At 69.2% G+C, this 12,273-nt stretch carries 10 protein-coding genes; 5 read left to right on the forward strand and 5 right to left on the reverse strand.

Going from position 1 to position 12,273, the window contains the following annotated elements:
* The first annotated feature begins 2 nt into the window (after positions 1-2).
* Positions 3-1,100, forward strand: coding sequence for an HNH endonuclease signature motif containing protein (locus ABD256_RS38120; protein WP_344430180.1), 1,098 nt, complete (start codon positions 3-5; stop codon positions 1,098-1,100).
* Positions 1,101-1,305: 205 nt separating this feature from the next.
* Here ABD256_RS38120 and ABD256_RS38125 read toward each other — a convergent pair whose 3' ends face one another.
* Positions 1,306-1,782, reverse strand: a complete 477-nt coding sequence (locus ABD256_RS38125; protein ID WP_344430182.1) for a MarR family winged helix-turn-helix transcriptional regulator — start codon at positions 1,780-1,782, stop codon at positions 1,306-1,308.
* A 162-nt stretch (positions 1,783-1,944) separates the two neighbouring features.
* Here ABD256_RS38125 and ABD256_RS38130 point away from each other — a divergent pair, with 162 nt between their 5' ends.
* Together ABD256_RS38130 and ABD256_RS38135 are read left to right on the forward strand one after the other, a co-directional pair.
* Positions 1,945-2,247: a hypothetical protein gene (locus ABD256_RS38130; RefSeq protein ID WP_344430183.1), complete on the forward strand. Its 303-nt coding sequence runs from the start codon at positions 1,945-1,947 to the stop codon at positions 2,245-2,247.
* A gap of 374 nt (positions 2,248-2,621) precedes the next feature.
* A complete protein-coding gene (locus tag ABD256_RS38135; RefSeq protein ID WP_344430185.1) occupies positions 2,622-5,990 on the forward strand; it encodes a fibronectin type III domain-containing protein in 3,369 nt (1,122 codons plus the stop codon).
* 60 nt (positions 5,991-6,050) lie between these two features.
* On the opposite strand, the gene ABD256_RS38140 is transcribed toward ABD256_RS38135, so the two are convergent.
* Positions 6,051-6,920, reverse strand: coding sequence for an esterase/lipase family protein (locus ABD256_RS38140; RefSeq protein ID WP_344430187.1), 870 nt, complete (start codon positions 6,918-6,920; stop codon positions 6,051-6,053).
* Between the two features lie 126 nt (positions 6,921-7,046).
* On the opposite strand from ABD256_RS38140, the gene ABD256_RS38145 reads away from it, so the two are divergent.
* Positions 7,047-8,204 carry a PucR family transcriptional regulator gene (locus ABD256_RS38145; protein ID WP_344430188.1) on the forward strand — a complete coding sequence of 386 codons (1,158 nt, stop codon included), beginning with the start codon at positions 7,047-7,049 and terminating at the stop codon, positions 8,202-8,204.
* Positions 8,205-8,225: 21 nt separating this feature from the next.
* Here ABD256_RS38145 and ABD256_RS38150 read toward each other — a convergent pair whose 3' ends face one another.
* The 3 genes from ABD256_RS38150 to ABD256_RS38160 form a co-directional block, all read right to left on the reverse strand.
* Entirely contained in the window at positions 8,226-9,515 is a 1,290-nt protein-coding gene (locus ABD256_RS38150; protein WP_344430190.1) for an acetyl-CoA hydrolase/transferase family protein, read from the reverse strand.
* Positions 9,516-9,618: 103 nt separating this feature from the next.
* Positions 9,619-10,806, reverse strand: a complete 1,188-nt coding sequence (locus ABD256_RS38155; protein WP_344430192.1) for a glycoside hydrolase family 64 protein — start codon at positions 10,804-10,806, stop codon at positions 9,619-9,621.
* A gap of 253 nt (positions 10,807-11,059) precedes the next feature.
* Positions 11,060-11,887: an SDR family NAD(P)-dependent oxidoreductase gene (locus ABD256_RS38160; RefSeq protein WP_344430194.1), complete on the reverse strand. Its 828-nt coding sequence runs from the start codon at positions 11,885-11,887 to the stop codon at positions 11,060-11,062.
* A gap of 32 nt (positions 11,888-11,919) precedes the next feature.
* Between ABD256_RS38160 and ABD256_RS38165 the strand changes: the two genes are divergently transcribed.
* Positions 11,920-12,267, forward strand: coding sequence for a hypothetical protein (locus ABD256_RS38165; RefSeq protein ID WP_344430196.1), 348 nt, complete (start codon positions 11,920-11,922; stop codon positions 12,265-12,267).
* Positions 12,268-12,273: the final 6 nt, after the last annotated feature.

The raw sequence follows: 12,273 nt of genomic DNA on the forward strand, positions 1-12,273 counted from the left end.
AACTGGGGTATGCGTCCACGACGGCGTTGGTGGCGGAGATCGCGCGGACCTCGTCGGCGGCGGTGCGGAAGATGGTCGCGCGGGCGATCGCCCTCAATCCCAGCCACGGTGTCGGTGGCGTGGAGATTCCGGCAGCCGCACCGTTGACCGGGCAGGCGGCGGCGGAGGGTGCGATCTCGCCACAGCACGCGGACGCGATCGTGGCGGCCCTGCGATCCATCCCGGTCACCGTGTCGGTGGAGGAGCGGGAACGGACCGAGAAGACTCTGGTCGACCTCGCCCGCCACGCCGGTATGTCCGAGCTCGCGCAAGGATGCCAACGACTCCGGGACACGCTTGATCCCGACGGCGCCGAACCCCGCGAGACTCCTGAACCGGCGCGGTCGATGCGGTGGCACACCCGCAAAGACGGCTCCATCAAATTCGACGGCTACCTCGATCCCATTTCCGGGGCGAAGACCCTTGCCTTGCTGGAACCGCTCGCGAAGCCCCGCAAGGATGATCCGAGTGACAATCCTTTGGTGCGCGGGCAGGCTGAGCGCAACGGGGACGCGTTCATGGAGATGGTCACCCTCGCCGCCAGCCACCCCGAGTCCCCCAACCGCAGCGGCACCCGCGCGGACCTCATCGTCACCATCACCCTGAACGACCTCAAAGCGAAGCTCGGCAAGGCTTGCCTGGACATGGTCACCGACATCACCGCCAGCGAAGCCCGCATCCTCGCCTGCGACTGCAAAATCATCCCCGCCATCCTCGACACTGAGGGACAGCCCCTGGAAATGGGACGAGCCAAACGCCTGGTCACCGAAGCGATCCGATACATGCTCGCCATCCGCGACTGCGGATGCGCCTTCCCCGGATGTACCCGCAAACCGCGCCACTGCGAAGCACACCACGTGCTGCCGTGGCACGCCGGCGGCAAGACCGACCTGGGTAATCTCGTGCTGCTATGCGGCTACCACCACCGCCTGCTGCACAACAGCGACTGGACACTCCGCATGGTCAACGGCCACCCCGAATTCACCCCACCAGCATTCCTCGACCCCTGGCGAAGACCCAGAACCAACACCATCCACACCGCCCAACCCCGCGCCGCCTGACCGGGAGTCCCGCCATACCGGCCGGGGTTCCGGCAAAGTCGTGTCGTTGCGGGCGAGCACGGCTCTGTCGTGGTGATCATGTGGTTGTCGAAGCCCATGATCCGCGAGAGAGCCGTGCCCGCTGTTGCATCGTCTCCTACGCGAACACTGGACCAACGCCTCCCAGCGCGTCCACAATGGACAACCGGCTCCCGCTACCCACACCTCAGACCGGCGGGCGGACGCGACGGCCACGGATGGCGTCGACGGCGTCGAACCGGGTCAGGACCGCGGCCAGCAGAACGGCGGCTTCGGCGACGCGGTCCGCGCCGAACTCCGCCGCCAGTTCCTTGTCGAGTGCCGCGCGGTGGGCGCGGGTCGCGCGCACGGCATCCTCGCCGTGTTCGGTGAGGCGCACCAGTTTCGCCCTGGCGTCCGCTGGCGACGGCTCCCGGGTGAGCAGGCCGCGGCGCACCAGGTCGCCGACGGCCTTGGACGCCGCCTGCTGGGTCACCCCCATGCGCTCCGCGAGCGCGGTGATCGACACCGGGCCCTCGATCACGTGCTGGATCACCACGCCGTCGTTGACGCGGAGTTCGCCATAGCCCTCGGCCGTGAGGCGCCGTTGCACCTCCCAGGCCATGGCCCACCCGGCGAACAGGGCGACCAGGGACAGGTCAAGCGAGGTAGACTTCACAACCATGGTTGTGGAATTTAGCAGACCTTCGGCGACGCTTCTCGACGACTTCGTCCGCATCGCGCACCGGATCGTCTGGTGCACGCTGGTCACCGTGGACCGGCGCGGGCGGCCACGGTCGCGGATCGTGCACCCGTACTGGGAGCGCACCGCGGACGGTGTGACGGGATGGGTGTTCACCAGGCCGACCCGCTCAAGGTCGCTCATCTCGGGTCGCGGCCGTACGTTTCGTGCTCCTACTGGGATCCCGCGCACGAGGTCGCGGTCGCCGAATGCGACGCGGAGTTCGACGGCGGCGAATCGGTCCGCCGCAAGGTGTGGGAACTGTTCGCCGGCGCGCCGGAGCCGCTCGGCTACGATCCGCGGATCCTCGGTGGGGACGACCACCGCGACGAGAAGATCACCGTGCTGAAGATGATCCCGTGGCGGCTGAGCACCGCGAACCACGTATGGCAACGGGCAAGCGACTGACGACATGGTTGGTGATCGGCACACCGGCGGACATTAGCGAAAAGAACCCGTCTTCAAAGCGGGATCACCTCGGTACACCGCTGTTGGCCAGTAACCACCTTCCCCTCCCCACCTGCGAGGATTCGAGGGTCTCGACTCCGCCTGACAGTTCATCCACACCGATTCGGCCGCCGGTGACAAGTTTGGAGATATGCCGCGACCGCACGAGGAATTCCTTGCATATCAAGGTGTTCGAGTGCGTTAATTTGACGTCGTAGCATGCCCGTAACGCACATTTCACGTGTCCCCCACCGAATTCGAGCACCAGGTGATCGGTGACAGTTGTGCCCTTTTCACTCAATGACGCGTGTGTGTGAGCACTTGGAGGATGACCTGTGAAGCACAGAAAACGAACTCGAAGACTGGCCACGGGGGCGGTCGCCGTGGTGAGCACGGCGGCCATGGTGGTCCTGGGTCTCGCGGTCGGTTCCGGCACCAGTGCCGCTGCCCAGGGTGAGCTCGCGCAGAACTACTCCTGCACGTTCCCGCTCATCGGCAACCAGAACGTCTCGGTGAACATCAAGACCACCCAGCCGTCGACGATCGCCACGGGCAAGCTCACCCCCGCCATCGAGATCACCGCCGTGTCGAACGCGGGCAAGACCGCGACGCAGGGCCTCCGCCTCGTCGGCGCCGAAACCATCAAGGGCACCGCGAAGGCCACGTCGACGGTGACGATGCCGGGCACCCAGGGCAACCAGACCGTGAAGGTCAGCACCGACGTGCCCAACCAGCCGATCCCCGCGGTGGGCAACGATCTCGTCGTCAACGCCACCGGCAGCGCGCCGGCGCTCCGGTTCGACCAGCCAGGCACCGCGACGCTCGCGGTGACCGATCTCGAACTCGAAATGACCCCGCTCCGGGCCGACGGCACCCCGACCGAGCTCGGCACCTTCGTCTCGGACTGCACCCCGGCGCAGGGCCAGGACACGATCCTGCAGACCTACACCGTGACCGGTCCCGCCGTCGCACCGGAAGCCGTCGTCGGCACGGGCAACCACCCGCCGCTGCACCAGGTGTACAGCTGCCCGTTCCCGCTGATCGGCAACCAGGACGTCTCGGTCGACATCAACGCGACCCTGCCGGACAAGATCGCGGTCGGTGAGTTCACGCCCAAGATCGGCATCACCGCGGTGTCGAACGCGGGCAAGACCGCGACGCAGGGCCTCCGCCTCGTCGGCGCCGAAACCATCAAGGGTTCCGCGTTGGCCACCTCGCTGGTTTCCAGCCCGCAGGGCCACCTCGCGGTCGGCGTGCCCACCGCGATCCCGTCGCAGCCCATCCCGGCCGAGGGCAACGACCTGGTCGTCAACGCCGCGGGTGCCGCGCCGTCGCTGCGGTTCGACAAGCCCGGCACGGCGACGCTGTCGGTGCACGACCTCGTGCTCACGATGACCCCGCTGACCGCGTCCGGCGCGGAGACCGGCCTCGGCACCTTCGTCGCGGACTGCACGCCCGCGAACGGCCAGACCAATGTGCTGCACACCTTCACCATCACCGACGCCGCCGACACCACGGCACCTTCCGCGCCCGGTGCGGCGACCGTCGGCGAGGTCACCCAGAACAGCGTCGCGCTGTCCTGGGGCGCGGCCACCGACAACGTCGGCGTGACCGGGTACGACGTCTACCAGGGCAGCGCGCTGGTCAAGACCGTCACCGGCACCTCCGCCACGATCGACGGCCTCGCCGCGGACACCGACTACAGCTTCACGGTCAAGGCCAAGGACGCGGCTGGCAACGCCTCGCCCGCCACGGCTCCCGTCACGGCGCACACCCGGAAGGCGCCGGACACGCAGGCGCCGACGGCACCGGGAAACCCGCGCGCCACCGGCACCACCCAGGCCAGCGTCGCGCTGGCTTGGGACGCGGCCAGTGACAACGTGGGCGTCACCGGCTACGACGTCTACCAGGGAGACACCCTCGTCAAGACGGTCACCGAACCCACCGCCACCATCGACGGGCTCACCGCCGACACCGACTACACCTTCACCGTCGTCGCCAAGGACGCCGCGGGCAACAAGTCGGCCGCCAGCGCGGCGGTGACCGCGCACACCCAGGGCGCGCCGGACACGCAGGCCCCCTCCGTTCCCGGGAACCTGCACGCCACCGGTACTTCACAGGCCAGCGTCGGCCTGGCCTGGGACGCGGCCACCGATAACGTGGGCGTCACCGGCTACGACGTCTACCAAGGAGACACCCTCGTCAAGACGGTCACCGAACCCACCGCCACCATCGAGGGGCTCACCGCCGACACCGACTACACCTTCACCGTCGTCGCCAAGGACGCCGCGGGCAACAAGTCGGCCGCCAGCGCGGCGGTGACCGCGCACACCGCGACCACCCCGGACACCGAAGCGCCGTCGGCACCGGTCGCACTGTCCACTTCGGACGTGACGCAGTCCAGCGTCGCGCTGTCGTGGACCGCGTCGACCGACAACGTCGGCGTGACCGGCTATGACGTCTACCAGGGCGCGAACCTGGTCAAGACGGTCACCGGAACCACGGCCACCGTCGACGGGCTCACCGCGAACACTGACTACAGCTTCACCGTGGTCGCCAAGGACGCCGCGGGCAACAAATCCGAAGCCAGTGCCGCCGCTACCGCGCACACCCAGGCCGCACCCGACACGCAGGCCCCCACCGTTCCCGGGAACCCGCACGCCACCGGCACCACGCAAACCAGCGCGACGCTCGCGTGGACCGAGTCGACCGACAACACCGGTGTCACCGGGTACGACGTCTACAACGGCACCGCACTGGCCAAGACCGTCACCGGAACCACGGCCACCGTCGACGGACTCACCGCCGACACCGAGTACACCTTCACCGTCGTCGCCAAGGACGCCGCGGGCAACAAGTCGGCGGCCAGCGCCGCGGCCAAGGTCAAGACCCAGGCCGCACCCGACACGCAGGCCCCTGCCGCTCCAGGGAACCCGCGCGCCACCGACACGACCCAAACCACGGTCGTGCTGGGCTGGGACGCCGCGACGGACAACGTCGGTGTCACCGGGTACGACGTCTACAACGGCACCGCACTGGCCAAGACCGTCACCGGAACCACGGCCACCGTCGACGGACTCACCGCCGACACCGAGTACACCTTCACCGTCGTCGCCAAGGACGCCGCGGGCAACAAGTCCGCGGCCAGCGCCGCGGCCAAGGTCAAGACCAAGCCGACGGACACCTCGCCGGTCGTCAAGTACAGCTACGACCTGACCGGCAAGTCGCAGCTCAAGAAGCTCACCGGCCCGATCGACCTGCGCGGGGGCATCAACGCCGCGATCACCCTGTCGAACGGGACCTTCGACGCGGACCTCGCGCTCAATTCGGCGAGCGCGAACTTCACGCTCTGGGGCTTCGTCCCGGTCACCGCGAAGATCGAGTTCGCCCCGGTCGGCAAGACCGCCGGCACCCTGAAGGGCGGCGTGCTCAAGTCGACCTCGTCGGTAACGGTCAAGCTGCCGCGGATCAGCATCTTCGGCTTCCCGGTCTCGGCGAGCCCGTCCTGCCAGACGAAGACGCCCGCCCAGATCCAGCTCCAGTCGAAGCCCGGCTTCGACCCGCTGGCAGGCGGCAAGCTGACCGGCTCCTACACCCTGCCGCCGCTGCAGGGCTGCGGGTTCGTGAACGACATCGTCAGCGGCGTCGCCTCGGGACCCGGCAACACCATCGAAGTGAACCTCGCCCCGCGCCCGGTCGGCTGAGCGCCCGGACGTAGCGGAACCGGCCCCGTCGCTGCCAGCGGCGGGGCCGGTTCCATTCCCTCAGCCGGGGGAACCGAACGCGCACACCTTGATCGGGGTGGCGTTCCCCGGATCGAGCGCGTTGCGGACCAGGTGCCAGACGTTGAGGTCGTACGCCTCGCCGATGTGCCCGACCGGGTCGAGCGGGCAGGAGTCCTGGACGTACCGGTTCTCGACGCCCGGCTCGCGCACGAACGAGGTTTCCGGTGGCGTCACGATTTCGTCGAAGCGCGAGGTGATGATCGTGTACGCCACGCCGGGCTGTGCGATCGGGCCGGTGGTGAGCGCGGTGACCGCGGGCCCGCCGGGGAACTCGTCGGAGAGCACCGGGATGCCGAGCGCCTTCGCGATCGTGTCCAATGTGGACCGTCCGCCCGGAAGCAGCTTGTCGGCGAGCTTCACCAGCCCCGCCGCGTCGGTGCCGTGGGTCGGCGGCGCGATCGCCACCACGCGCTTGATGTGGTCGGAGATGCCGTGCATCTTCGTGACGTACAGGGACTGCAGGCCGCCTTCGGAATGCCCGACGATGTCGACCTTCGCCGCCCCGGTCTTCGCGCGCACCCGCTCGATGTAGTCCTTGATCTCCAGCGACGACTGCGCGACCGGCTTCAGCCCGCCGACGAGCGGGAAGCCGGGGTAGGCGCCGTAGGTCAGCGAGAACGTGCAGTAGCCCCGCGCCGCGAGATCGGCCTGCAGGAAGTTGATGTCCTCGTAGTACGTCGCGAACGTGCCGTGCAGCAGCACCACGGGCTCGGGATGCGCCGCGCTCGGGCGGCACGAGAAGTCGTTGTTGCCGCCGCCCGCCGCCTGCGCGGGCGCGGCCGGGAACAGCGCCGCCCCGACCACCAGCGCCGCGAGAAGCGTGCCGAACCGCCGCCGTGTTCGCGCCATTGCGAACCCCTTCCGCTCGGGTTTCGCCAAGCATGCGCCCGCCTGCCCCCGTTGTCTGCTGGCAACGGGCGCAAAGATTTTATTCACCCGTTTGTGCAAAGTGACAACCAGGCCGATAATGCCGGGATGACGGAAGCAGCGGCACTGCTGCCGAGGGCGCGCGAGCTGGCCACCGCGATGATGGCCAGGTGCGTCGCCGAAATCCCGGCGTACCAGCGCCTCCCGGCGAGCGTCCTCGAAGGCGATCTCGTGGCCAACGCGGCGGCGGTGGTCGAACTGGTCCTCACCACGATCGACGAGGACCGGTCACCCACCGAGGACGAACTGGCGATCGCGGTCACCTGGGGTGCCGAACGCGCCCGCGACGGGCTCCCGCTCGACGCGGTACTGCAGATCTACCCGCTCGGCGCGCAGGAGGCGTGGCGCCTCGTGGCGGGCGAGGGCACCGTCCGGCTGGCCGATCGCCTGTTCGGGTTCCTCGCCGAGGTCATGCCGAGGGTCGCCGCGGCCTACCTGCGCGAACGCGAGGACATCGACTGGGAACGGCGCGAACACCGCCAGAACCTCGCGGGCAACCTGCTCGCCGGGCGCCCGGCGCACCGTGCCGCGGAACGGGGCGGGCAGACGCTGGCCGAGGCGTACGACGTCGTCGTGATCCGGGTCCCCGTACCGCGCTCCGGCTCCGGAACCCGTGCCACCACTGATCTTTTCCGCGCCGTACGGTCCGAATTGGACACTCGTCGCGAGGTGCTCACCACGTTCGAAGGCGACAGCGGCGTCCTGCTGGTGCCCGCTGGCCCGGTTCGCGCGGCGGAGGAACTGGTCGCGCGCATCGACGCGGCGTCGCACGAGCGGTGCACGGCCGCGGTCGCCGCCGCGCCCGCGCACGCCGACATCCCCGGCGCGCACGCCGAAGCCGCCGAGGTGCTCGCGCTCGCCGAACGCCTCGGCAGGCCGCCGAAGCTGTACCGGCTCGCCGATCTCGCCATCGAGTACCAGCTCGCCAAGCCGAGCCCGGCCCGTACCGCGCTCGCCGCGCTGCTCGACCCGCTCGAACCGCATCCGCACCTGATCGACGCGCTGCGCGCGTTCGTCGCCACCGGGTACCACCGCGGCGAGGCGGCCGCGGCGCTCACCATCCACCGCAACACGCTCACCTACCGGCTCGGGCGCGTGCACCTCATCACCGGCTACGACGCCACCCGCCCCGCCGACGCGCGCCAGCTCGCGGCCGCGATGACGGCGTACGACATCGAAGCGCACGAATCCGGCAAACACCGCTGACCCTTGTCATGGTGCACAGGATCAGAAGAGGAGACCGGCCGCCCTGGCTTCGGCGGTGAGCTGGTCGCGGTGGCCGGGGTGCGCGATCGCGATGAGCGCCTCCGCGCGGCGGGCCAGGCTCCGGCCACGCAGCTCGGCGACCCCGTACTCGGTCACGACGTGGTCCACGGTGTTCTTCAGCGTGGTGACCACGCTGCCCGCGGTGAGCCTGGTGTTGATCCTGCTCTGCCCTTCGCGCGTGGTCGCGTGCAGCACGAGGAACGCCTTGCCGCCCGCCGAGTACATCGCCCCGCGCGCGAAATCGGCCTGCCCACCCGACGACGACCAGTACCGCCCCGCGATGGTTTCGCTCGCGGCCTGGCCCATCAGGTCGACCTCGCTCGTCGCGTTGATCGACACGAAGTTCGGCTCCCGCGCGACCACGCGCGGGTCGTTCACCCAGTCGACCGGCTCCATGGTCACCGAGGTGTTGTCGTGCAACCAGTCGAACAGCCGCCTCGTGCCGATGGCGAACGTCGCGACGTGCTTGTTGCGCTGCTGCCGCTTCCGCGTGCCGGTCAGCGCGCCACTGGCGACAAGATCGAGCACACCGTCCGAAATGGCCTCGGTGTGCAGGCCGAGGTGGCGGTGCCCGCGCAGCTCGGACAGCAGCGCGTTCGGGATCCGGCCGACGCCGATCTGGAGGCAGTCACCGTCGGAGATCCGTTCGGCGACCAGTCCGGCGATGCGGCGGTCGCGGTCGTCGGGGGTCGCGGGCGGCACCTCGTGCAGCGGGCGGTCGGCGCGGCACCAGCCCGCGAGCTGGCTGATGTGCAACTGGTTGTGCCCGAACGTCCTCGGCATGTGCTCGTTGACTTCGAGGAAGAACGGCACCTCGCCGATGAACGCCGCGGTGTAGTCCGCGTTGGTGCCGAGGCTGAAGTAGCCGTGTTCGTCGGGTGGGCTCGCGGCGGCCAGCACGATGCTCAGCTTCGTCGACTTCCTCAGCAGCAGCGGCATTTCGCTGAAGTGGTTCGGCACCAGATCGCAGGTGCCCGCCCAGAACGCCTCGCGCGATCCGGCGCCGAGGAAGTAGTCGACGTGCTCGAGCCGCCCGGGGAAGGCGCCGTCGATGTAGCGGCGCTTCCGGTACGGGTCCATCCGGTGGATGTGCACGCCGTCGAGCTGGTCCGCGTGCTCTTCGAGCGCGTCCAGCAGGGTGACCGGCTCGCCGAGCATCAGCGGCACGATCACGTCCGCGCCGGGCGGGATGTGCGCGAGCACGTCCTCGGGGGCGTTCGGTGCGGTCAACGACGGTTCACCGGCCAGCACGCGGTCCTCCTCGAGATCTCCTGCCCGCACTCTGCCCGTTCCGGGACGCGTTCGTGAACACGGGTGCCCCCGGTCGTGACCAGGGGCACCCGTGCGGGCGGGATCAGTTGAAGGGGTCGAGGGTGAGGTAGCCCTGCTGCGGGTTCCCGTCGTTGACGAGCGACTCGTGGTTGCCGACGTCGTCGAACGCGAACGCGTACGCCCTGCCGTCGGCCATCCGCTCGTGGATCTTCTTCGCGTACTGGTTGCTCACCGCGTCCTGGTAGAAGTTCGCCGCGCTGGTGTCCGGCTGGTTCGGGTTCGCCAGGAGGGTGGCCCGGTTGTAGCCGGCGCACAGCGTGCGCGAGATCGGCCCGCGCACCAGGTCGTTCGGCGCGTCGAGCAGCTTGTAGCAGCCGAAGACGCTGTCGGAGTCCGGTTTCTGGAAGCTCGTGACGACCGCGCCCGAGGTGTTCGTGAAGTTCATGACCGAGCCGGACACGCGGCCGAAGTACTTCGTGCCCGGCTGGTCCGCGAACGGTGTCACGGTGAGCGTGGAGTTCGCGTACTTCGCCCACACCCTGTCCACGTAGTCGTTCAGCACCGACGCGGGCAGCCCGCCGGCCTCGATCCCGTGCCCCGGCGCGAGCGCGCGCAGGACCGTCCCGTCCTTTCTGGTCTGGACCAGGTTGCCCCAGCCGCCAGCCTGTCCCCGCAACGAGCTGTAGAAGCCGTTGTACCCGCCCGGTTTCAGGTGCCCGGTGGTCTTCGTCGCGCCGCTCGCGGGCCGGATGCCGACCGCGTACGGTGCGGAGAACATGTCCACCTGCGTGCTGTTGAGCCAGAGCCCGGAGCCGTTGAGGGTGTATTCGGACCAGTTGAACAGGATGTCGCGGTTCGGGTCGCTCGGGTTCTGCACCGCGGGCTGCACGAGCCCGCCGGTGGTGAGCTTGAAGACGAGCTTCTGGCCGTAGGAGAAGTAGACCCGGCCGGAGAACTGGGGGATCCGGATCGTCTTGGACTGCCCGTTCGCGGGGCCGGGGATCGACGCGTCCGGCGCGGGTGCCGGCGGATTGCCACCGGCGGGCCACGCGTGGAACGCGCCGTTTTCGTCGGCCCAGCCCTGCTGCCCGGTGGACAGCAGGGTGCCGAGGTTGTAGACGTACACCGGGTCGGCTCGCCCGGAATTGTTGGTGATCTCCAGCGGGATCGTGGCGGGTACCGCCGCTTCGGCGGGAGCGGCGGCGAGTCCCGTCACGACGGTCGCGGTGGCCAGAAGTGACAGGAGCATTCTTCTTTTGTTGCCGGACACGCATTCCTCCTCGGAATGATCAGGACCGGCGCGGCTTTTCCAGGATTGCGGCGTGCTCGGCGGGTGTCAATTTCGGTTACCCGAATGCCGCAGTATCGGGGAAGAACGGGCAGTACCAGTCGGCGCCGTGGTTCACCGCGGGCCGTGATCGCCCGCGCCGGGCACGACGGGACGCGGTCGACGATCCGGCCACCTGAGCCCGGCCCCGGACACGGCTTTCCCCCTTCGGGCCCGGCCCCCGTGGCGAGCACTGTCACCAGACCGTATATCCGCCGTCCACCACCAGGTCGGAACCGGTGAAGTAGCTGCTGGCGCCGGAGGCGAGGAACACCGCCGCCGGCGCGATCTCGCTCGGCTCGGCGACCCTGCCCATCGGCGTCGACTCGAGCCAGGTCTTCTTCCAGTCTTCGTTCGACATGCCCTGCTTCGTCAGCTCAGTGCCGACGTAGCCGGGCGAAATGGAGTTCACCCGCACCCCGCCGCGCGCCCATTCGGCCGCGAGCGACTTCGTCAGGTGGATCACGCCCGCCTTGGACGCGTTGTAGGAGGCCTGCGGCTGCGGGTGGTTCGCGATGTGCCCGCTCATGCTGCCGATGTTGACGATGCTGCCGCCGCTGTCCTGCGCGAGCATGCGCTTGGCGGCGGCCCGGCAGCCGAAGAACACCCCGTCGAGGTTGATCGACAGCACCCGTCGCCACTCTTCGTCGGTGGTGTCCACGGCCGGCTTGTTGATGACCGTGCCCGCGTTGTTGACGTGCACGTCGAGCGAGCCAAGCTCGGCGGCGACATGCGCCACCGCGGCGTCGAGCGACGCGCTGTCGGTGACGTCCAGCCGCACGAAGCCCGCACCGAGTTCGGCCGCCGTCGCGGTACCGGTCTCCTCGTCTCGGTCGCCGATGACGACGTTCGCGCCCGCCTCCAGGAAGGCGGCGACGATGGCCTTGCCGATCCCCCTCGCCCCGCCGGTGACCAGTGCGTTCTTCCCGTTCAGTTCGAACCCGGGCATGCCGTGGGCCCCCTTTCCGCCGTGCTCGTCGCCCTCCAGCCTGCGGAAGGCCGCCCGCCCGCGCAACGTGGCCACCACGAGCCGCCGCCACGCGTTACCGTGGGTGCATGCCTGAGCCGATCCTGATCTCGATTTCCGCCGCACTGGCCGCCAAGGCGGCCACCGGGCTCTACGACCTGGTGAAGCGCAAGTTCGCGAAGGACCCCGAGGCCACCGCCGCGCTCACCGCGGCGACCGAGACCCCCGAAGCGCCCGAGCCGATCGCGGCGCTGGCGCAGCGGCTGGAGATCGCCGAGGCCGCCGATCCTTCCTTCGCCGAAGAGCTGCGGGCGGAATGGGAGAAGGCGTCCGTCGCGCAGCACGCCGAGAGCGGCGGCGTCGCCAACCAGGTCACCGGGAATGTGACCGGAAAGGTACTGCAGGCGCGCGACATCCACGGGAATGTGACCTTCTGATCTTGT

The organism is Amycolatopsis minnesotensis, assembly GCF_039529815.1.
GTDB classification, from domain to species: Bacteria; Actinomycetota; Actinomycetes; order Mycobacteriales; family Pseudonocardiaceae; genus Amycolatopsis; species Amycolatopsis minnesotensis.

Coding starts and splice junctions, on each gene's coding strand:
- ABD256_RS38140 (WP_344430187.1), bottom strand. CDS start 6,920: ATGGCGCGAACACGGCGGCGGTTCGGCACGCTTCTCGCGGCGCTGGTG.
- ABD256_RS38125 (WP_344430182.1), bottom strand. CDS start 1,782: ATGGTTGTGAAGTCTACCTCGCTTGACCTGTCCCTGGTCGCCCTGTTC.
- ABD256_RS38145 (WP_344430188.1), top strand. CDS start 7,047: ATGACGGAAGCAGCGGCACTGCTGCCGAGGGCGCGCGAGCTGGCCACC.
- ABD256_RS38165 (WP_344430196.1), top strand. CDS start 11,920: ATGCCTGAGCCGATCCTGATCTCGATTTCCGCCGCACTGGCCGCCAAG.
- ABD256_RS38130 (WP_344430183.1), top strand. CDS start 1,945: ATGGGTGTTCACCAGGCCGACCCGCTCAAGGTCGCTCATCTCGGGTCG.